This is a genomic window from Marinobacter sp. RI1, assembly GCF_041155085.1.
Classification (GTDB): Bacteria; Pseudomonadota; Gammaproteobacteria; order Pseudomonadales; family Oleiphilaceae; genus Marinobacter; species Marinobacter nauticus.
Map to the genome: position 1 here is coordinate 2,400,567 of NZ_AP031605.1, position 19,382 is coordinate 2,419,948.

Below are 19,382 nucleotides of genomic sequence, written 5' to 3' on the forward strand. Positions count from 1 at the left end.
TTTTTGAAGATCGCCAAACGTAGTATCGAAAAAATGACGCAAGCAAATACATAAAAGTGTCATAAAACGGGCATACCCTCCGACCGGGTACACCTGATCGGAGTTTTTATGCTGACCACTGTTCGCGCCAGAATCCTGGCGTTTGCGTTGCTGTCGGTGGCTGCTGTTGCCGGCCTCACGTTCATTGCCTGGATGATCATAGCGAAAGCCGAGCATACCTCGCAGGCACTGGTTGGAGAGAGTCTCGAGCAATCCTGGATGCTGGTTGATCTGGAGCAGGACCATCGACTGCTGCAGGATCTGGCTTACAAGATCAAGGCACAGCTTTTACTGTGGGACGAAATCGATCCTTTGTTCACCGAGTTGGAGCGCTCAATTCCCCGGCACTGGCAGAGGATTCAGGAGAATCCCGGGTTAGGCACCTGGTCACGGGACAATCGCGAGCAATATGACCGGGTCGTGGCGCTGATGGCGGACATGAAACAGGGAATAGGCCAGCGCAGCTACTATGAAGTGGGAAAAATCGTCGATTTTCAACTGTTCCAAGCGTTGGAGCCCATGCTGACGGCGATAACTGAGCGCCAGAGAGCCAGTCGCGATGGCGTTACTGCGAGCGCATCGGAACTGTTGCATTATCTGGCAGACCAGCAGAGGTTCCTGCTTGGTGGCGCCCTGGTCTTTCTTGCGTTGGTCGCGGCGATGACGCTCTGGCTACGGACTTCGGTGATCCTTCGCTTGCAGGCCATGGCCCGGGATGTGTCGGCCATGGAGCAGAACGCTGATCTAACCAAGATCCTCGCGGTAAAAGGTCGTGACGAGGTTGCCGGCGTGGCCGGAGCTATTGAACAACTGGTCCGGCGCTTTGAGGTGTTTGTTGAGGATGTTCGGTCAGCGGCTTCAGGCCTTGATGCACGCTCTGCCAGCCTGGATAGCGGAGCGGAAGCACTGCAGCAAACCTCCGAAAGCACTCGTCGCCAGATTTCCGATGTGGCTCAGTCTATGGCTTCCATCGCGGATCAGGCGTCACAGATCGAACAGGCCACCGAGCACTCTGCAGCAACGGTGATGCATGCAGTCAATGCCAACAGCGAAGTCCGTGAGGGGCTGGCTAACAGTGAGAAAGGCGCTGACCACACGGTTGAGGTGATTGGACGGGTTTCTGAGTCGATCACCGCGTTGATAGACGCAACCGGAAAAATCGAGCAAGTCACCGGCGTGATCGCCGATATTGCCGAGCAGACCAACCTTCTGGCCCTGAATGCGGCGATTGAAGCAGCCAGGGCGGGCGAACACGGCCGGGGATTTGCCGTGGTGGCAGACGAGGTACGCACGCTTTCGCGTCGGACCTCGGAATCCACCGCCAATATTCGCCAGTGGGTGCAGGACCTTGTCGTGGGTGCAAACAACGCAGACTCACTGTTGGAAGATATGGCGGGCGCTGGCGAAATGAATCGCGCTAATCTGCATGCCCTGAGAGCGCACCTGGAAGGTCTGGCGGCTCAGTTTCATGAGCTGCAGCGTCAGAGTGAGAGTGTGCAGGGTGCGGTTGCCTTGCAGCGGGGTGAAATCGCGAGAGTGGGGCGTCGTGCGGAGGCTCTCGGTGAGAGTGCTGAGACCCTGACTCTGAATGTGGAGGATACCCGCCTTGTCAGTGAAGCGCTTAGGCAGGAATCGGTGGGCATGAAGCAGCTCATTGCCCGTTTCCGCACCCGCTCTCCAGAAACGTGATGATGTGTCTTCATCTGCGGGGGTTCTTGTCTGGCTCATAAAACCGTAACATACAGCGACTGACTGGAGGTTCTATGAGTAACGATGCAGTGCAGCCTTCCGATCCGGACCCGCGAGAAGAAAAATTTGTAGTAGACACGGGTTTGCTTACGGCTGATCAGCTCGAGGGCCTGGCCGAGGAATACTGCACCCGTTATCACGGGTTGAATGACACCGAAAGTCCTCTGGCAGAGCGGGAGCGCGTACTTGAAGCTGTGCGTAGGGGAGAACTGGTGGTCTGGTTCGATCCGGTTGAGAACACCGCCGGCCTGGGCTCCCCTTCCGGCAATAGTCTGTGATCAAGGTGCCCATTTTGGCAGCTTTTTTTCATGCCGCCTACCGGCTGACGCTGCTAACCGTTACAATCGGCCTGTTTCCTCATACCTGACGGCGAGGTGAGTTTTGATCAGGGTATTGGTTGTTGATGACCACGAGCTCGTACGCTCGGGTATCACTCGCATGCTGGCTGACAATCCCGATATAGACGTCATTGGCCAGGCTTCGTCTGGCGAAGAGGCGATTGACTGTGTGCGTGAAAACCGTCCGGATATTGTCCTGATGGATATTCGCATGCCCGGTATTGGCGGCCTGGAGGCGACCCGGCGCATTCTTCGTATTGATGATTCCATTCGCGTTATCGTGGTTACCGCCTGTGCTGACGACCCCTATCCGGCCCGTGTGATGCAGAGCGGCGCCACCGCGTATGTCACCAAAGGCGCTGACATTCAGGAAATGGTGCGGGCCATTCGTAAAGCCCATTCCGGCCAGCGCTACATCAGCCCCGAAATTGCCCAGAAAATGGCACTGAAACAGCTCGGGGGTGAGCGGGATGAAGACGGCGAGCTGTCGTTGTTCGAGCGCCTGTCTGAGCGCGAAATGCAGATTGCCATGATGGTGGTGGATTGCCAGAAGGTTCAGGATATCTCCGACAAGCTGTGCCTGAGCCCGAAAACCGTAAACAGTTACCGTTACCGGATTTTCGAAAAGCTGGAGATTTCCAGTGATGTGGAACTGGCGCTGATGGCAGTAAGGCTTGGATTGCTGGATGCCGACAAGGTCTGACCCCGAGCAATCTCCCGGGAAGTTCGACAGCCAGAATTTCCTGAAACAACTGACAGAACGCCCCGGTGTCTATCGCATGTATGACGATACCGGTGGCATCCTCTACGTGGGTAAAGCCCGCAACCTTCGCAAGCGCGTCAGCAGTTATTTCCGTAAATCAGGCCTGGCCCCTAAAACCGAAGCCCTGGCGGGCAAGATTGCGGCCATTGAAGTCACTATTACCGGCAGTGAAACAGAAGCGTTGCTGCTGGAACAGAATCTGATCAAATCGCTGCGGCCGCCCTACAATATTCTGTTGAGGGACGATAAGTCCTATCCCTATATCTATCTCTCCTCGCATTCGGATTATCCCTCGCTGACCTTTCGGCGGGGCCGCACCAAAAAGGGTGGTGGCACCTGGTTCGGGCCCTTTCCAAGCTCGGGAGCGGTCAAGGAAAGTCTTAATATTCTACAAAAGGTTTTCCGCATAAGATCTTGTAGTGAAAGTTATTTTAGAAACAGAACCCGGCCATGCCTGCAGTACCAGATCAACCGCTGCACGGCGCCGTGCGTCGGCTATATCAGCCCTGAGGAATACCAGGAGGATATCCGGCACGCCAGCATGTTTCTGGAGGGCAAGAACCCGGCGATTATTCAGGACCTGATGCAGTCCATGGAGGATGCATCACGGGCGCTGGAGTTTGAGAAAGCCGCGGCGTACAGAGATCAGATCAACAACCTTCGCCATGTTCAGGAGCAGCAATCCGTAGACGGTGAGGGAGGGGATGCAGATGTCATCGCCATTGCTCAGGATGCCGGTGTGGTCTGCATCGTTGTGATCATCGTTCGTGGCGGGCGGGTTCTGGGCACCAAGGATTATTTTCCTCGCTATTCCCTGGAACAGACCGAAGGCGAATTGCTGGCCTCGTTTCTGGGCCAGTACTATTTCGGTGGCGACACCCGGCGGGAGATTCCGCGCGACATCCTGGTGCCGGTGGCGGTAGACGGGCAGGAATTATTGTCGCAGGCCCTGTCGGAAGCGGCGCGCAGGGAAACCCGCATCCGCGGCAATGTGCGGGGCGAGCGTCGGCGCTGGCTGGAGCTGGCGATGACCAACGCCCGGCAAACCCTGCTGACACATCTCGCCAGTAAAGAAACCGTGTATCGCCGATTGCTGGCCCTGCGGGACCTGCTGGAGCTGACGGAAACGCCTTCCCGTATGGAATGCTTCGATATCAGCCACAGTCATGGGGAAAATACCGTCGCATCCTGTGTGGTTTTCGACGAGAATGGGCCACTGAAAAGCGATTACCGGTTGTATAACATCCAGGACATAACCGCCGGCGATGACTATGCCGCCATGCGACAGGTGCTCACCCGGCGTTATCGGCGGATGGTGAACGGCGAGGGCAAGCGGCCAGATCTGGTGTTTATCGACGGTGGTAAGGGCCAGTTGAATATTGCTCGTGAAGTGTTTGAAGAGCTAGGAATTTCCGATATCCCTCTGATTGGTGTCGCCAAGGGTGTGACCCGGCGCGCAGGGATGGAGCAGCTGATTGACGCCTTAACTGGGGCCGTATTCCGAGTACCGGCGGATTCTCCGGCGCTGCACCTGATACAGCATATTCGGGATGAATCCCATCGCTTTGCCATATCCGGACATCGGGCCGGGCGAGATAAAAAGCGGCGCCAGTCGACCCTGGAAGGTATCGAAGGGGTTGGGCCAAAGCGCCGGCGCGAACTGATTCGCTATTTTGGTGGCATCCAGGAACTCAGAAAAGCCAGTGTTGATGAAATGGCGAAAGTGCAGGGCATCAGCAAATCATTGGCAGAGACCATTTACGCAGCATTGCATGACCAATAGGAACACCATGAATTTACCGAACATACTGACCATGTCCCGTATCGTGATGATTCCGGTATTCGTTGTGATCTTTTACCTGCCCATGCAATGGAGTTACCTGGTTAGCGCCATCATATTTGCTCTGGCAGGTCTGACGGACTGGCTGGACGGGTACCTGGCCCGCAAATTGAACCAGAGCACGCCGTTCGGCGCTTTCCTGGATCCGGTGGCTGACAAACTCATGGTGGCAGTGGCGCTGGCTGTCTTGATTGAAGAGTATTCGGCGGTACTACTGACTATTCCCGCCACCGTGATTATCGGTCGCGAGATTGTGATCTCGGCGTTGCGTGAATGGATGGCCGAAATGGGCAGCCGCGCCAGTGTTGCCGTGTCCTATATCGGTAAGATCAAGACCACCGCTCAGATGGCGGCCATTGTCGGATTGCTGGCGTTTCCGCCGGGTAATTTCTGGGCTTATGTGGCCATCGGTCTGCTATACATCGCAGCAGTGCTGACCCTGTGGTCCATGATTCTTTACCTTCGTGCCGCCTGGGCTGACTTGTTTCCGAAAGAGGCAGGTTAATTGGCCGGAGGTTCCTGGGCCATACACTGGTGTGCCCAGGTGACTGTGGTCACGGATGAATGTGCACTGGCATTACTGAAGGCCTCCATCAACTCCCCCAGCGCGGTGCTTTGTGCGTTCGCCCTGGCTTCATAACTCCTCACACACAAGCTCCGTCTGGTGCGATTATCCATGAGTTGCTGATGCTGCCTGATCACCACCCGTGTGCCAGTTTCACTATTCTCAGCATGAAATCCGGTCAGCTCGGAGACCAGGGTTAACTGCGACGTTGCCGGGCTGGTGTCGGTCATCACATTCGCGAACGCGCCGCTTGCCCGGAAGGTTTCCAGCAGGTGATCGCGAACGACCACGGGAATACTCTCTCGCCATCGGGCGCCTGCCAGGGCCCGGTATTCGTAAGCCGACGGTTTAATCAGAATACGAGCGCTGTCCAGCGGGTCAGAAGCCAGTGGCGTATCTACCCGAAGGCTGACCGACAGCGCCTGGTCAAATGCTGGCAAGTCGCTCGCTGGTGCCAGCTCCATCAGGCGAGGGGATTCGGGCACCGGGAAGACCGTGCAGCCAGCCAGAACCAGGCCCAAGGCGAGAGCGGATAGCACTTTCATTGTTCGTACTCCTTGATGCCGGTGCCGCCCCACAAGGTTCCGGTGGGGTCCTGCTCCAGCCTGCGGGTAAACGAGTTCAGGTTGCGCAAGGTGCTACGCAGCTCCCGCAATGCAGGGGTTATTTCTCCCAGACCCTGAAGCCCAGCGTCCAGCGCCAGTTCATTGTCGCCGGTGAGGGTGTCCAGTCGATCCAGGGTAGGTTGAAGGGTGGTCAGCGCCCTGGACATGGCCAGGAGAACCGGTTCCACCCGCTCATCCAGTACCTCTCGGGACCTGTCTGCCGCGGCAGACACCTTGATGGCAGCTTCTTCGGCACGGATGCCGGCTTCATCGAACCGGGTCATCAGCGCCTCAAGCTCGCCGCGGCTGGCCAGCAGCGATTCACTGGCCTGGCGGGTGTTCTCAAGAATTTCGGCAATGTTGCTCAGGTTGTCTTCGGACATCAGCCGGTTGGCATTCTCCAGCAACTGCTCTGCTTTGCCGAGCATGGCCTCGCCGTTGGTCAGCAGGTTACTGAAGGCCGAAGGCTCGGCGGTTATCAGCGGTGGATTGTCTTTGTGGCCTTCAAGAATGGGGCTGTCTGGTGTGCCTCCGGTAAACTGTATGCTCATGCTGCCGGTTATGTTGGCCAGTACCAGGCCCGCGCGGGTATTCTCCCGTACCGGAATATCCTGATTCACCCTCACCAGTACCCGCACATGGGCGGGGTTGTCCGGCGCCAGGGTAAGATCCAGCACGTCGCCCACCGGGACGCCGGTATAGAGGACCGGGTTACCCTTGGCCAGCCCGCCAACCGGGTGATCAAACCCGATCCGGTAATAGGCCCAGTTAGTGTCGGTAGATGATTTGCCCAGCCACAGAGCAAACAGCAAGGCAGCGCTGACTGCCGCAAGCGTGAAGAATCCGATGATAACGTGATGGGCCTTGGGCTCCATTAACCGGGCTCCTGTTTGGTTAGCCTGTTGTGGGCTGTAATCGCCGCGCGGCCACGGGGACCATGGAAGTAGTCCTGAATCCAGCGATCGTCGGTTTGTGCCACCTTTTCCAGAGTATCGGCAACCAGCACCCTGCGTTGAGACAGAACCGCAACACGGTCACAGGTGGTGTACAGGGTATCCAGATCGTGGGTAACAAGAAATACCGTAAGGCCCAGTGCGTTGCGAAGGGTGACAATCAGCTCGTCAAAGGCGGCAGCGCCGATCGGGTCCAGACCGGCGGTTGGTTCATCCAGAAACAGGATTTCCGGGTCCAGCGCCAGCGCCCGGGCCAGGGCCGCCCGCTTGACCATACCGCCGGAGAGTTCGGCCGGGTATTTCGTGGCGGCTTCTGGTGGCAGGCCGGTCAAGGCCAGTTTCATTCGGGCCAGTTCCTCCGCTTCGGCCCGCGACAGCCGGGCGTGTTCAATCAGCGGCAGCGCGATGTTCTGCTCAAGGTCCAGCGACGTGAACAAGGCGCCGCCCTGAAACAGAACCCCGAAACGTTGCTCATAGCGAGAGCGTTCGGTGGCGGATAGTTCCGTCAAATCTTCACCAAAAACGGTGATGTGCCCGCCGGATGGTGGATTCAGGCCAACAATACTGCGCAGTAGAACGGACTTGCCGGTGCCGGAGCCGCCGACCACTCCAAGAATTTCCCGGGGATACAGATCCAGATCGAGTTTCTCATGAACGATGTGGCTGCCGAACCGGTTGTCGAGTGCGCGTACCTGTATGACCGGATGATCCGCCATGCTTTACCAACCCATTTCCATGAAAAACAGCGCTGCCACGGAATCCAGCAGTATCACCATAAAGATAGACTGCACCACGCTGGAGGTGGTGTGTTCCCCGACAGACTGAGCACTGCCGGCCACTTTGAAGCCTTCCAGGCAACCAATGACGGCAATCAGAAATGCGAACACCGGCGCCTTGCCAAGGCCGACCAGGAAGTGCTTCAGGGCAATATCCCGTTCGACAATGGCAATGAACTGGCTGGGCGGAATGTCCAGAGCCACCGCGCAGACCACAGCCCCTCCGACCATGCCCGAGATCATGCCGATAAACGTGAGAATGGGGAGGCTGAACATCATCGCCAAAACCCGGGGAACGACCAGCAGTTCCACCGGATTGAGCCCCAGGGTGCGAATAGCGTCGAGTTCTTCATTGACTTTCATAGCGCCAATCTGTGCGGTGAAGGCACTGGCGGTTCGGCCGGCCAGCAGGATGGCTGCCAGAAGTACGCCGAACTCCCGCAGGAACGAGAACGCCACCAGATCCACTGTGTAAATGGTCGCGCCAAAGTCTTCAAGAACTGTCGCGCCAAGAAACGCAACCACGGCGCCAACGAGAAAGGTAAGCAGGGCAACAATGGGCAGGGCGTTCAGGCCGGTGTCGTGTAGTGCCGCCACAAAGGGTGTTATACGCCAGCGAGTAGGCCGGGGCAGGATGTAGAACAGGGTGCCCAGCGTCTGACCAATAAACCCCGCCAGCAACCAGACAAGTTGCCACAGCGTGGTCACCTTCTTTCCGATCTCCGCCAGGAACGCCACGGCAGGGTTAACGGTTGCGACATCCGCCGATGGCTGATTCATGGCTTCTGCGACGGCGTGTATCAGGGCACGCTGTTCATCCGGTAATTCGGCTCGTTCCAGAGCGCTGATCAGAGCGTCGCTGCCAAGCAATTTCACCATCAACGAGGCGCCGGCGGTGTCCAGGCGGCCCAGGCCGGAAAAATCCGGATTGCAGCCTGCTGCGCGAGGTTTCAGGGCAGTTGTTTGCCGATTCAGGACGGAATAGTGGGACAAAGTCCAGTCGCCGGAAAACTTCAGCGTATGGCCACCGAATTCGGCGTTACCGGGAGTGTGGGCGCCAAGTGGCTGAGATAGGCCTGGTTCATTTGCCACGGAGTCACGGAGTCCCTGTTTGAGTTCTCTGAAAGCTTAAAGATTCCAGTGGCTGTCTGCCAGTATTCTGCGTTCTTCTTCATCGTGACTGGCCAGTAGCATGGTGATGCCCCGGGCTTTCTCTTCCAGCAGCATGGCGTACAGAATCTTCCGGGTCTCGGTGTCCAGGCCAGTCATCGGCTCATCCAGCAAGAGCAATGGTTGGCGCCGCAGGATGGCTCGCAGCAAGGCAACGCGCTGGCGTTGGCCACCGGAAAGCTCGCCAGGCATTCTGGGACCGAAACCTGCTAACCCGGTGCGTTCCAGTCCGGCTTCAATGGCGTGGCGTTGAGATTCATCCAGCTTGAGGCCGGGGTGAATGCCAAGGCCAATATTGGTAAATACATCCAGGTGCTCGAACAGGTTGTGTTCCTGGAACACGCTCGTGACCGGGCGCTGCCAGGGCTTTAGCAAGTGGATCGGCTTGTCCCACCAGAGAATCCGGCCGCTGGCTGGCGGGAGAAAACCTGCAATCAGACTGAGCAGGGTTGATTTGCCGGAACCGCTGGGGCCCTGGATGGCCAGACATTCGCCGGCAGGCACGGAAAAATCGAATCGCCAGAGACGGCCGTCAGGCCCATACTCGAAGGCCAGATCTTTGATCTCAAGCATGTTCAGGCTCCGGCAGTGGTTGGCTCGCAGCGGAAGTTGTTCCGGACTTAACGCCGGGAACACGGGAGAGCGATACAAAGATCAGTACCAGTAGCGCCAACAGCCAGAGCCCGGTACCTGCAGCTTCCGCCAACCGGTAACTGCCCAGTTGCTGATAAAGCAAAACCGGGAGCGTGGGTTTGCCCGGGCTGCCGAACAGGGCGATAACACCGAAGTCACCCAGAGATAATGCCACACCATACGCCAGGGCCAGAGCAACTGGACGGCGCAGATGCGGCCAATACAGCCATCGCCATCGATACCAGCCCAGGAGGCCCAGTTGGTCTGCCTGTTTGAGTGATCCGGCGTCCAGGCTTGCGAGAGGTCCGCGCAGTATCTGTAGCACAAACGGCACGGCCATCAGCCCGTTGATCAGTGCCACCAGGAACCAGCCCTGCATGGTGTTCCCCAATTGCGGCCTTAACAGAATAAAAAGCCCGGTCCCCAGTACCAGAGGCGGAACGATCAAGGGGAGATAGCCGGTGACGGCTGGCACTAGGGCCAGCCAGCGCCGACCAGCCCGGTTGGCGGCTGCCAGAGTTAGCAAGGCAACGACCACCGAACCGAGCCCGGCTGGAATGGCGATTAACAGGCTGCGAGCGGTGGCCGGCAATAGCTGTTTATAAATAGAAGTAGCATCCGCCGTTGGCCACAAGGCCGGTAAACCGCGCAGAATAATAGCCAGTAGTGGCGCGACCAGAAAGGCCGTGAAAATCGCCAGGAGCAGACTTGCTGAAAACCCTTGCCAGCGCCATGCGAACAGAGGGACCTGACGCGATAGCCGTCGGTTTGGCAGTACCGCGGTGTCCAGGCGTTTCCGGAAAACCAGCCACCAGAGGCTGCCACAGATCAACAGCTGCAGAATGGCAAACAGTGCGGCACGGGCGAAATCGAATTCAAAGCGCAGTGCCTGGTAGATGGCGACTTCCAGGGTGGTTGTTCCTGGCCCTCCGCCCAGCGTCATGATGATGGCAAAACTGGTGAAGCACAGCGTGAACACCAGTGCCGCCACGCCGGGCAGTACCGGTTTGATGGCGGGCCAGTGTACCGCACGCCACAGCCACCAGCCGCCGAGCCCAAGCTGAGAGGCGGTTCTCATTCGTGGCGCGGGTATGGAATCCAGAGCCTGCAACAGGATTCGAGCCGCCAGTGGCGCATTGAAGAACACGTGGGCGAGCAGAATGCCGTTCAGCCCATAAAGATTCCATCCATTTCCAGGAAACCAGATATTGAGCAGACCGGTGAACCAGCCCTGCCGGCCAAACACCGCTATGATGCCTGAGACTGCCACGATAGTGGGTAAAACCAGACTCAACTCCATCAGCCACAGAATCAATGTGCGACCAGGGAAGCCTCTGTAGCGGGCGAGGGCGGTCGCCACCGGGACCGCCAGCGCCAGGCTTAACAGGACGGATAAAAAGGCCTGCCAAAGGGTAAATCGGACCACGCTCTGGAAATAGGAGCTTGCTAGCGTGCGCCCCGGATCCAGCTCTCCGGCCTCCTGTAGTATGCTCAACAAGCCAAGTGCCACGAGCAGCAATAGCCCGGTGCCGAGTAACAGGCCAGGCCAGATTTGCCAGCCAGAATGGCTGAAGGGGGCGGCTCTCGCGTGTGTTGGCATCACTTCAGTCGGTCAGTGCATCAAGCCAGTCGTTCACCAACTGTCGGCGAATGGTGGCAACTTTCGCGGGGTTTATATACAGGGCTTCGGATGGTGTAATCAGCTTGTCGAAAACCTCTGGCAATTCATCCCCAAGATCAACGGCCGGATACATCACATTCTTCAGTGGAATATGACGCTGGAAGTCCGCGGTCAGCATGAAGTCCAGAAACTCTCTGGCAAGTGTCTTGTTATCGGAGCTTTCCACCAGGGCGGCGACTTCCACCTGCAGGTAATGTCCTTCATTGAAACGGGCCGCCTGATAACGGTCAGTTTTGTCGATAGCCATGTGATACGCAGGCGAAGTGCTGTAAGAGAGGATCATAGGCGCTTCGCCATTCATGAATAGCGAGAAATAACCGTCACTCCAGCTTTGGGTGGTTGCGAGAATCTTGTCGCTGAGCTGCTGCCACTTTGCTGGCGCTTCATCACCATAGACGGCATGCAACCAGAGCAACAGGCCGAGTCCCGGTGTGCTGGTACGCGGATCCTGAATAATGATCTTGAGATGGTCTGGCGCGTTGACCAGTTCTTCAAGGCTTGAGGGCGGCTCCGACAACTGCTCGGTATCGTAGACAAAGGCAAAATAGCCCCAGTCGTAGGGCACGAAAGTGTCGTCGTCCCAGTTAACAGGCAATGCCAGGCGTTCCAGTGATTGGCCGTGGCGGGCCAGAAGGCCGGTTTGCCGAGCGGTCTCCATGGTGCCGGTATCCAGCCCCAGAACCACGTCTGCCGGGGTGGAGCTTCCTTCCAGCCGGAGCCTTTGCAGAATGTCTCCGCCGCTGTCCAATACGGTGTAGTTCAGGGAGCACCCGCATTGGGCTTCAAACGCCTCTTTAACCGCGGGCCCCGGGCCCCATTCGGCGGCAAAGGAGGGATGGGTATACACATTCAGGACGGTCGGTTCATCGGCGGCAACCATCAGCGGCAGCGACACGGCGAACAACGCGGGCATCAAGCGTGAAATCATACATTGGCACCTTGTTCAGTAGCGGGGGTGCCATGCCGCGAACACCACGAAAGGTGGTGACTCAATCCCTACGCCGGTATTAACCGAGTCAGGTTCCGCGGGTATGGTCTCAGCCCTTCCAGGCACCCCGTTGAGTTGAGTCAATGCTATCACGCCGGAGCCACACCCCGGAATTCGTATGTTTGATTACTGCTTGTTTATTTTTTGTACGGCGATGACGGGTGTCTCATTTTTTATTGATAGAATGGGGCATTTTTTGATCTGCGGATTTATGCAGCTTCTATCTGGTTGAGAGGTAAGTTTGATGCCCAAGCATCACAAACGACGAAAGATTTCTGCCCTGGTTGCAGGCGCGCTTTTTACCCTTGGGTTATCGGCCGCAGGCCACGCCCAAACCGCGAATGATGATATGTTTGGACGGTTGGCCTCCGCGGCTCCCAAGCTCAGCCCGCAGGTTCTCGAAGCTGCACTCAAGGCAACCCGTTGTGCCATCAGCAATGGCACAGCAATGCCGGAGCGGCTGGCTGTGATCGACTTCTCTTTGCCGTCCTCGAAAGAAAGACTGTGGCTGTTCGATCTGAACGAAGGAGAATTAATCCTTCGTGACCTCGTGGCTCACGGTAAAAACTCCGGTAATGCTGAGGCAACCGCATTTTCCAATATCGAGGGCAGTCACCAGTCCAGTATCGGCCTGTTCAAAGCCGCCGAATCCTATCGGGGTTCCCATGGCTATTCGTTGCGCCTTGATGGATTGGAACCGGGTTTCAACGACCTGGCTCGTCAGCGGGCAATTGTTATCCATGGTGCAGACTACGTTCAGGACAGCTGGGTAACAAAGTACGGCAGAATCGGCCGTAGTCATGGCTGTCCGGCGGTAGACAATCAAATCATCAAAACCGTGGTAGACGAGCTCAAGGGCGGACAGCTGGTGTTTAAATACTACCCCGATCAGGAGTGGCTCCAGTCCTCCAGTTACCTGAACTGCGATTCTGCCGGGCAGCTGGCCGGCGCGCGTAATGCCACAGCGGTGGCTGGGGATCGATCCTGAATCGTTACTGGCTAAACTTTGTGCAGATTTTCAGTAAAAACAGAAAGTTGAAAAAAAGGTGTTGACGGCGAAGGCGGAATCCGTAGAATACGCAGCCGTTGACGAGGCAATGCCTCTGAAACATTAGAGCGGGAATAGCTCAGTTGGTAGAGCACAACCTTGCCAAGGTTGGGGTCGCGAGTTCGAATCTCGTTTCCCGCTCCAATTTCTCCAAGTCTCTCAATGCCTCCTGAGAGCAAAAGCCAGAATCCAGGCTTCCCCGGCGCGGTGGCAGAGTGGTTATGCAGCGGACTGCAACTCCGTGTACGCCGGTTCGATTCCGACCCGCGCCTCCATTTTTACTCCCTTATATCAAAGTCTTGTGATCTTGGGCAGTAGTCCTCGGCTGATACTGAAGGCTCATGTCTTCGGGCATATTCATGAGGGCTATGGTGAGTACCTGCAGGGCGAAACCCGTCTCATTAATGCCAGTACCTGCAACGAACGTTATATGCCTGAGAATACTCCGGTGGTGTTAGACCTATCCCTTCAAAAGGGCTGATCGCAAGGACGCCAGGCCATGTTTGTTGCTCATTAACTGCGTGAAGCCAGGGGCTTCATAAATGCCTCTGCCGCTTTCGCCGGCATTGGTTTGGCGTAAAGAAAGCCTTGGGCGAAATCGCATCCGAGATCCCGTATCAGCTTTGCCTGTTGCTCGGTCTCTACACCTTCTACGAGAATGCTCAACCCGAGACTCTGGCCGACCGTAACCATGGCTTTCATGATGGCCATGTCGCTTTCGTTTTCCATGGCATAGTGAAGAAAGCTTCGATCGATCTTGATGCTGCATACCGGGAGCTTCCGAAGATAAACCAGGGAAGAGTATCCGGTGCCGAAGTCGTCAATGGATATATGGAGCCCGGCAGCCTTGAGGCGCTCCAGTTGCCTGGTTTGGTCTTCTTCGCTCCCAAACACCTCGTTTTCCGTGAGTTCTACCCCAAGTTGCTCAGGTTTCAAACCATAGTGTTTGATGGTTTCCAGGATCTGGTCAGCCAGGTGTGGATTGGTCAGTTGGCGACCGGACAAATTGACGTCAATGCGTACGCCCGCGAGCTCAGTTCCCTGCCAGGCTTTGAGCTGTTTGCATGCGGCATCGATGACCCAGTCACCGATACGGTTTATAAGTCCGGATTTTTCAGCGACCGGGATAAATGTCGCAGGGGAGACAAGGTTTGATGCCTTGTCGAAACACCGCAACAGCGCCTCGCAGGAGGTGGTCCCGCCAGTTCTCAGATCTATCTGTGGCTGGTAGTAAAGTTCCAATCCGCCATTCGTCAGGGCTTGTCGGAGCAGGGCGGTAATCTGTTGGTATTTGACGAGCCGGTCGTTGATATCAGAGGTGTAGAAGCAGACCGTATTCTTTCCGATCTCCTTTGCCCGGTACATGGCCGCGTCTGCGTTGCCCATAAGTTCCGTTGCGGTGCCGCCATTGTGTGGGTACAGGCTGACGCCAAAGCTTGCCGATACCTGATAGCAATCACCGTGAAGCTGCACCTTGCTTTCGAGTGCCTTGACCAGCCGTTGAAGTAATTCATGAATGCCTTCAGGGCCATGGAAATCGAACAGTAACAGAACGAACTCGTCTCCTCCGAAACGGCAGAGCAGATCGCTGTGTCGCAATTCCTGCTTTAAGGTGTCGGCAACCGATTTGAGGAGGGAGTCGCCCTGATAGTGGCCGAGGGTATCGTTAATCAGTTTGAAGTTGTCCAGGTCCATGAAGATCACTGCAACTTCGCGATTGCAGCGATCTGCTTCGGCCAGCCGGCTTTCAAGCTCAGATTCCATCAGGCGTCGGTTGGGTAACCCGGTAAGATCATCAAAGCTGGCGCGGCGAACCAGTTCTGCCTTGGTTTGCGTTTGTTCTTCCAGGCTGATGTCGATACAGAACATTTCGCACTCGCCGGTATCCTGTTTGATCATGACATGGCTGGAGTAAACGGGAACCAAGTGGCCATCCTTGTGTTTCAGTGCCAGTTCTTCTGCGGGAATGCTGATGTTGTGATCGAGCCAGTTGGTGTGGGCCTCAATGACGGCTTCGCGCATGGCTTCCGGAATAATCAGGTCCTCCAGCCGTTTTCCCTTAGCCTCATTTCTGGAGTATCCGTATAGTCTTGTGCTGGCTTCATTCCAGTAGATGACCCTCCGATTCCGGTCGTAGCCCTGAACGGCAACCATCGGCAGGCTCTCAATCAACTCATGGAACTTCTGTTCACTTTGCTCCGATTGTGACGGTGACGACGATCTGTCCTTCTTCTTATCCATGACGGACGAGACTCCTCCCGGTGGGTGAGAACGCATCTATGCGCTTTTCAGTCGTTCACAACAAGAATAGGAAGCCATTCCTCCGTTTGCGAGCCTGATGGGGTATTCCTTGTTAGAATAGCCCGGCATTTCCAACGTTTGGACGCTCAGTGAACATCACTTCCTTTGACTCTCTCGCCTGTCCACTCGACGGCAACCCGCTGCAGCGGGAAGACAAAGTCTGGCGCTGTCCGCAGGGCCATAGCTTCGATATTGCCCGCCAGGGCTACGTAAATTTGCTGCCAGTTCAGAAAAAGCGCTCGAAAGAACCCGGTGACAGCAAAGTCATGGTGGCCGCGCGCCAGCGCTTTCTTGAGGCGGGGTACTATCGCCCGATTGCGGATGCCGTGTCGGCTGCAATCCTGAACGACGCTGCCAGGGGCAGCGAACTCAGTTGTCTGGATGCCGGCTGTGGTGAGGGCTATTATCTGCGCCAACTAGCGTCCCAGGAGGGCGAAATCTCACTATCGTTGCTCGGACTGGACATTTCCAAGTGGGCGGTGCTGGCGGCGGCGCGCATGGAAAAACGCGCAGGTTGGGTGGTTGGCAGCAATGCCAATCTGCCGGTGTTACCAGCTTCAGTCGACCGTGTGCTTTGCCTTTTCGGGTTCCCGGTGTATCCGGAGTTCGCGCGGGTTTTACGGCCAGGCGGGCGACTGGTACAGGTAGACGCCGGCCAGGATCATCTGAGGGAGTTGCGGGAGATTGTCTATCCGGAAGTTCGCGCAGACTCCCGTAAAGTGGCTCTGGTACCAGAAGGATTTCGGCGAATCGGCACTCAGGACTTACGCTTTACAGTGCATCTCGAAGGCGCCGAGCCCATTGCCGATTTATTGGCAATGACTCCACACCTCTACCGGGCGAGTGCGGAAGGTAGGGCACGGGCTGCGGCGCTGAAAACGTTATCGGTAACCGTGGATGTCTGCCAGCAAACGTTTGAGCGTTATAATCCTGCCGGCTGATCAGCGCTTTCCATCCCCCAGCGGGTGCCTCTCGCCTTGAGCCGGTAAAATTCCTCGATGATGCCGGCCATGGCCTCAGGGCAGTACTCCCGAAGGCCGCCCAGTACCAGCCGCTTGGCAACCTCGCCTACGGTTTTGCCTGAAGACTGCAGGTTGTATTCAAGCGTTACGTTGCCGCGTTTACCCGCAACTTCCAGATCCGCGTTGTTCAGTTCGAGGTCTGGGTGAGGGTTCTCCAACTGTGTGAGAGCCAGGCTCATGCTCTCATACATCACCATTGGCCGGTCGGGATTGAACATCACCCCGTGTGATTCCATCAAGGGCTTGAGCGTGTGCGGAAAGTTTTTCCCGGACGCCGCAACATAGCACCGACTGAACTCTTCGATCACTTTTTCATCCCGGGTTACCGCGCCTTTACGGGTAACTTCCAGGTAGACCTTACCGGCTTCGTCGACAACGTTGATGGCTTCGCCATTTTCGCTTTCGCGGAACTCAAGCGGAACCTCGGCACCAAGCAGGTTACGGAACTTGAAGGTCATATTTTCTGAGAGCCCGAAACGGGACACCACAATGGTGAACAGCAGGTCGCCGGGCACGCAAAAACGACGGGCGTCCGGATCGTGGATCGGATTGAAGTCCCCGGCGATCTCTTTGGCAAAGTAGCTGGCCTGGGGTGCGGAAATCACAATACGTCCGTCCTGGACGGAATAGAACTGTTCAGAAAACATGGTGGGCCTTTTCTGGTTTGCTGAGCCTCGAGGGCCTGGGGAGTGAATTCACCCGAGCAGGCATTATAGGCCTTAGCGTGGCTCAAGGTGAGCCCGACCATGGTACTAATAAGGATGAATACGGACGAACAGGGAAATTCAGGCAACAAAAAAGGCAGCCGAAGCTGCCTTTTTGATCGTACTGGGCTGTTAATTACAGACCAACTACGTTTTCCGCCTGAGGACCTTTCTGGCCCTGAGTCACGGTGAATTCAACCTGCTGGCCTTCTGCCAGAGTCTTGAAGCCGCCGCCCTGAATGGCGCTGTAGTGAACGAAAACGTCCGGGCCGCCTTCACGAGTGATAAAGCCGAAGCCTTTGGATTCGTTGAAGAACTTAACAGTACCGGTAACAGTAGACATATTTTACTATCCTGAATTCAATCATTTAATGTGCTGCCTGGTCTCGTTGTGAGGGCAGGTCAGCGGTGTGCGGAAACATAAAAACTGGCGTGATCAAAAACAGGACGAACACTACTTATAACAACAGGGATGCGTCTTATTGATGAATGCTTTGCTAAATCTTTCCAACGACCGCCACTGTACTCCTGTCTCGATGGTTTGCATAGCTATTTTTTCTAGGCAGATACCCTGATCACCGGAAACCACTCAAACCAACTCGCCCGAATCCTGCAGTTTGCGCGTTAACCGGGACATCAACTCCCCACCGTGTCGCCAGAAGTGCCAGTAAAGCGGTACTTCCAGGCTGCTGCCCGGGGCGATATTAACCAGTCGATTTGCCTGGATATGCTCCCGGGCCTGAATTTCAGGAATCATTCCATAGCCCATGCCGGCCAGCGCAAGCTTTACGAAGCCTTCGGATGAAGGGCACAGGTGGTGCGGAAATTTGCCCTGATAGCCCACCTGGGCCAGGAACCGATGCTGGAGTTGATCGTTGGGCCCAAACACAATGGCGGGCGCGGATTGCAGGCTCCCGTTGTTCAGCCCGTCCGGAAAAAAGCGGCGGCTATAGTCCGGTGTGGCCAATGGCTGATACGTCATCACTCCCAGCGGTATGCACCGGGCGCCGGCAACCGGCTGAGGGCTGCTGCAAAGGCAGGCGGCTACATCGCCCTCGCGCATGCGCCGCAATCCGACGTCCTGGTCTTCTACCACCATGTCCAGAAGTATTCCCTCTTCGGTACAGAAGTCGCCGACGGCAGAGGCCCACCAGGTTGCGAGGCTGTCCGCATTGAGCGCGACGCGAAATCGAGTGGCTGGTTCGGCCAGGGAGGGAATGGAACTGGTCAGGTCGCGTTCCAGCAGGCGCACCTGATGAACATGATTGAGTAATCTCTGGCCTGCGGGCGTTGCTCTTGGGTTTTGGCTTCGCACCAGCACAGGCTGGCCAAGCCTGACTTCAAGTGTACGAATTCGCTGAGAAATGGCGGACTGGCTGATGCCCAGCATGTCGCCGGCTTTGTCAAAACCGCCGGCGTCGACCACGGCCGCAAGGGCTTCCAGCAATTTGTAGTCAAGCATAAGAAAAACTTATCAGGTATTAACAGGATGAATTTCAAGTATAGCGGTAACGGGGTAGGCTTTCGCCATTAATCATAAGGAGTGCAGTGGTGTTTGAGAGTTATCTGACAGGCCTGGTTGTGTGTGGCGGCATCATCGTGGCTATTGGTGCCCAGAATGCCTACGTTCTCAGTCAGGCCATTCGTCGCGAACACCATTGGTGGTCGGCCGGTTTGTGTATGACCTCGGATATCCTGCTGTTCACTCTGGGCATGTTTGGTGTGAGTGCGGCACTGATGGCCATGCCCGAGGCGCTGGACGTGCTCAGATGGCTGGGCGTTGGGTTCCTCGGTTTGCTGGCAGGACAGGCGTTCTATCGGGTTCTGAAGGGGAGGGCGTCACTGGCGGCAGGGGAAGCTCGGCGCAGCACCGTCAAAGGCGTGATCCTGACAACCTTGGCTGTCACCTTGCTGAATCCCCAGGTTTACCTGGATACGTTACTGCTAATTCCAGCAGTGGGAGCCCAGCAATCGGATCCGGCCACGTTCGTGGCGGGAGCCAGCAGCGCGTCGGTACTTTGGTTCGGCGCGCTGGCCTGGGCCGGTTCCCGGCTGGCGCCCTGGTTGGCCAGGCCTGCGGCGTGGCGTGTGATTGACGGTGTTATCGGCCTGATGATGGCTGCGATTGCTATTCAGCTCGCTGCAGGAGGGCTGTAACCCTATATCCTCTTTGCGCCTGAGATCGTTCGTGTAAAGGTTTCGCAAAA

The 19,382-nt window shown here is 56.6% G+C and carries 19 protein-coding genes, 2 tRNA genes and 1 riboswitch; of the genes, 10 read left to right on the forward strand and 11 right to left on the reverse strand.

Annotated features, from left to right (window positions below):
- Positions 1 to 108: 108 nt before the first annotated feature.
- The 5 genes from ACAM27_RS10780 to pgsA all read left to right on the forward strand — a co-directional run bounded on the left by ACAM27_RS10780 (position 109) and on the right by pgsA (position 5,234).
- A complete protein-coding gene (locus ACAM27_RS10780) occupies positions 109 to 1,728 on the forward strand; it encodes a methyl-accepting chemotaxis protein (protein WP_022992761.1) in 1,620 nt (539 codons plus the stop codon).
- Positions 1,729 to 1,802: 74 nt separating this feature from the next.
- Complete coding sequence (locus ACAM27_RS10785; protein WP_014421676.1) at positions 1,803 to 2,066, forward strand: hypothetical protein; 264 nt, start codon at positions 1,803 to 1,805, stop codon at positions 2,064 to 2,066.
- 103 nt (positions 2,067 to 2,169) lie between these two features.
- Complete coding sequence (uvrY, locus tag ACAM27_RS10790; RefSeq protein ID WP_011784699.1) at positions 2,170 to 2,829, forward strand: UvrY/SirA/GacA family response regulator transcription factor; 660 nt, start codon at positions 2,170 to 2,172, stop codon at positions 2,827 to 2,829.
- The gene (gene uvrC / locus ACAM27_RS10795; RefSeq protein WP_036149796.1) at positions 2,813 to 4,672 is read left to right on the forward strand and encodes an excinuclease ABC subunit UvrC; all 1,860 of its coding nucleotides are present in this window, start codon (positions 2,813 to 2,815) and stop codon (positions 4,670 to 4,672) included. The genes uvrY and uvrC overlap by 17 nt, the downstream gene beginning before the upstream one ends.
- 7 nt (positions 4,673 to 4,679) lie before the next feature.
- On the forward strand, positions 4,680 to 5,234 hold the full coding sequence (pgsA, locus tag ACAM27_RS10800; protein WP_011784701.1) for a CDP-diacylglycerol--glycerol-3-phosphate 3-phosphatidyltransferase: 555 nt from the start codon (positions 4,680 to 4,682) through the stop codon (positions 5,232 to 5,234).
- On the opposite strand, the gene ACAM27_RS10805 is transcribed toward pgsA, so the two are convergent.
- From ACAM27_RS10805 to thiB, 7 genes are read right to left on the reverse strand one after another with little or no spacing between them, the layout of a single operon-like run.
- Complete coding sequence (locus ACAM27_RS10805; protein WP_022992758.1) at positions 5,231 to 5,839, reverse strand: ABC-type transport auxiliary lipoprotein family protein; 609 nt, start codon at positions 5,837 to 5,839, stop codon at positions 5,231 to 5,233. The two genes, pgsA and ACAM27_RS10805, sit on opposite strands and share 4 nt — an antisense overlap.
- On the reverse strand, positions 5,836 to 6,774 hold the full coding sequence (locus tag ACAM27_RS10810) for an MlaD family protein (RefSeq protein WP_022992757.1): 939 nt from the start codon (positions 6,772 to 6,774) through the stop codon (positions 5,836 to 5,838). Before ACAM27_RS10810 ends, ACAM27_RS10805 begins: the two co-directional genes overlap by 4 nt.
- The gene (locus ACAM27_RS10815; RefSeq protein ID WP_022992756.1) at positions 6,774 to 7,568 is read right to left on the reverse strand and encodes an ABC transporter ATP-binding protein; all 795 of its coding nucleotides are present in this window, start codon (positions 7,566 to 7,568) and stop codon (positions 6,774 to 6,776) included. The genes ACAM27_RS10810 and ACAM27_RS10815 overlap by 1 nt, the downstream gene beginning before the upstream one ends.
- A 3-nt stretch (positions 7,569 to 7,571) precedes the next feature.
- Entirely contained in the window at positions 7,572 to 8,720 is a 1,149-nt protein-coding gene (locus ACAM27_RS10820) for an MlaE family ABC transporter permease (RefSeq protein WP_374730285.1), read from the reverse strand.
- A 36-nt stretch (positions 8,721 to 8,756) separates the two neighbouring features.
- Entirely contained in the window at positions 8,757 to 9,371 is a 615-nt protein-coding gene (locus tag ACAM27_RS10825) for an ATP-binding cassette domain-containing protein (RefSeq protein ID WP_369611917.1), read from the reverse strand.
- Positions 9,364 to 11,031, reverse strand: a complete 1,668-nt coding sequence (locus ACAM27_RS10830; RefSeq protein WP_369611918.1) for an ABC transporter permease subunit — start codon at positions 11,029 to 11,031, stop codon at positions 9,364 to 9,366. Before ACAM27_RS10830 ends, ACAM27_RS10825 begins: the two co-directional genes overlap by 8 nt.
- Before the next feature lie 4 nt (positions 11,032 to 11,035).
- Positions 11,036 to 12,040: a thiamine ABC transporter substrate binding subunit gene (gene thiB / locus ACAM27_RS10835; RefSeq protein ID WP_369611919.1), complete on the reverse strand. Its 1,005-nt coding sequence runs from the start codon at positions 12,038 to 12,040 to the stop codon at positions 11,036 to 11,038.
- A 48-nt stretch (positions 12,041 to 12,088) separates the two neighbouring features.
- Positions 12,089 to 12,180: riboswitch (TPP riboswitch) on the reverse strand.
- A gap of 164 nt (positions 12,181 to 12,344) precedes the next feature.
- On the opposite strand from thiB, the gene ACAM27_RS10840 reads away from it, so the two are divergent.
- The 3 genes from ACAM27_RS10840 (at position 12,345) to ACAM27_RS10850 (ending at position 13,423) form a co-directional block, all read left to right on the forward strand.
- The gene (locus tag ACAM27_RS10840; RefSeq protein ID WP_369611920.1) at positions 12,345 to 13,088 is read left to right on the forward strand and encodes a murein L,D-transpeptidase catalytic domain family protein; all 744 of its coding nucleotides are present in this window, start codon (positions 12,345 to 12,347) and stop codon (positions 13,086 to 13,088) included.
- 128 nt (positions 13,089 to 13,216) lie between these two features.
- Positions 13,217 to 13,292 (forward strand) — tRNA-Gly (locus tag ACAM27_RS10845).
- A gap of 57 nt (positions 13,293 to 13,349) precedes the next feature.
- Positions 13,350 to 13,423, forward strand: a tRNA-Cys gene (locus tag ACAM27_RS10850).
- A gap of 238 nt (positions 13,424 to 13,661) precedes the next feature.
- Here ACAM27_RS10850 and ACAM27_RS10855 read toward each other — a convergent pair.
- Positions 13,662 to 15,389, reverse strand: coding sequence for a putative bifunctional diguanylate cyclase/phosphodiesterase (locus ACAM27_RS10855; protein ID WP_369611921.1), 1,728 nt, complete (start codon positions 15,387 to 15,389; stop codon positions 13,662 to 13,664).
- Positions 15,390 to 15,538: 149 nt separating this feature from the next.
- Between ACAM27_RS10855 and ACAM27_RS10860 the strand changes: the two genes are divergently transcribed.
- Positions 15,539 to 16,390 carry a putative RNA methyltransferase gene (locus tag ACAM27_RS10860; RefSeq protein WP_113879757.1) on the forward strand — a complete coding sequence of 284 codons (852 nt, stop codon included), beginning with the start codon at positions 15,539 to 15,541 and terminating at the stop codon, positions 16,388 to 16,390.
- Here ACAM27_RS10860 and ACAM27_RS10865 read toward each other — a convergent pair.
- The 3 genes from ACAM27_RS10865 to ACAM27_RS10875 form a co-directional block, all read right to left on the reverse strand.
- Positions 16,372 to 17,118 carry a DUF3581 family protein gene (locus tag ACAM27_RS10865; protein WP_014421662.1) on the reverse strand — a complete coding sequence of 249 codons (747 nt, stop codon included), beginning with the start codon at positions 17,116 to 17,118 and terminating at the stop codon, positions 16,372 to 16,374. The genes ACAM27_RS10860 and ACAM27_RS10865 overlap by 19 nt on opposite strands.
- Positions 17,119 to 17,311: 193 nt before the next feature.
- Positions 17,312 to 17,518: a cold-shock protein gene (locus ACAM27_RS10870; protein WP_011784828.1), complete on the reverse strand. Its 207-nt coding sequence runs from the start codon at positions 17,516 to 17,518 to the stop codon at positions 17,312 to 17,314.
- Positions 17,519 to 17,764: 246 nt separating this feature from the next.
- Complete coding sequence (locus ACAM27_RS10875; RefSeq protein WP_369611922.1) at positions 17,765 to 18,637, reverse strand: LysR family transcriptional regulator ArgP; 873 nt, start codon at positions 18,635 to 18,637, stop codon at positions 17,765 to 17,767.
- Between the two features lie 89 nt (positions 18,638 to 18,726).
- On the opposite strand from ACAM27_RS10875, the gene ACAM27_RS10880 reads away from it, so the two are divergent.
- On the forward strand, positions 18,727 to 19,332 hold the full coding sequence (locus tag ACAM27_RS10880) for a LysE/ArgO family amino acid transporter (protein ID WP_023008268.1): 606 nt from the start codon (positions 18,727 to 18,729) through the stop codon (positions 19,330 to 19,332).
- Positions 19,333 to 19,382: the final 50 nt, after the last annotated feature.

Bases quoted from the DNA above. Each gene is read 5' to 3' on its own strand.
- ACAM27_RS10865 (WP_014421662.1), bottom strand. From the start codon at position 17,118: ATGTTTTCTGAACAGTTCTATTCCGTCCAGGACGGACGTATTGTGATT.
- ACAM27_RS10780 (WP_022992761.1), top strand. From the start codon at position 109: ATGCTGACCACTGTTCGCGCCAGAATCCTGGCGTTTGCGTTGCTGTCG.
- ACAM27_RS10840 (WP_369611920.1), top strand. From the start codon at position 12,345: ATGCCCAAGCATCACAAACGACGAAAGATTTCTGCCCTGGTTGCAGGC.
- ACAM27_RS10855 (WP_369611921.1), bottom strand. From the start codon at position 15,389: ATGGATAAGAAGAAGGACAGATCGTCGTCACCGTCACAATCGGAGCAA.
- pgsA (WP_011784701.1), top strand. From the start codon at position 4,680: ATGAATTTACCGAACATACTGACCATGTCCCGTATCGTGATGATTCCG.
- ACAM27_RS10825 (WP_369611917.1), bottom strand. From the start codon at position 9,371: ATGCTTGAGATCAAAGATCTGGCCTTCGAGTATGGGCCTGACGGCCGT.
- ACAM27_RS10875 (WP_369611922.1), bottom strand. From the start codon at position 18,637: ATGCTTGACTACAAATTGCTGGAAGCCCTTGCGGCCGTGGTCGACGCC.
- ACAM27_RS10870 (WP_011784828.1), bottom strand. From the start codon at position 17,518: ATGTCTACTGTTACCGGTACTGTTAAGTTCTTCAACGAATCCAAAGGC.
- ACAM27_RS10815 (WP_022992756.1), bottom strand. From the start codon at position 7,568: ATGGCGGATCATCCGGTCATACAGGTACGCGCACTCGACAACCGGTTC.
- ACAM27_RS10830 (WP_369611918.1), bottom strand. From the start codon at position 11,031: ATGCCAACACACGCGAGAGCCGCCCCCTTCAGCCATTCTGGCTGGCAA.
- ACAM27_RS10805 (WP_022992758.1), bottom strand. From the start codon at position 5,839: ATGAAAGTGCTATCCGCTCTCGCCTTGGGCCTGGTTCTGGCTGGCTGC.
- uvrC (WP_036149796.1), top strand. From the start codon at position 2,813: ATGCCGACAAGGTCTGACCCCGAGCAATCTCCCGGGAAGTTCGACAGC.
- thiB (WP_369611919.1), bottom strand. From the start codon at position 12,040: ATGATTTCACGCTTGATGCCCGCGTTGTTCGCCGTGTCGCTGCCGCTG.
- ACAM27_RS10785 (WP_014421676.1), top strand. From the start codon at position 1,803: ATGAGTAACGATGCAGTGCAGCCTTCCGATCCGGACCCGCGAGAAGAA.
- ACAM27_RS10810 (WP_022992757.1), bottom strand. From the start codon at position 6,774: ATGGAGCCCAAGGCCCATCACGTTATCATCGGATTCTTCACGCTTGCG.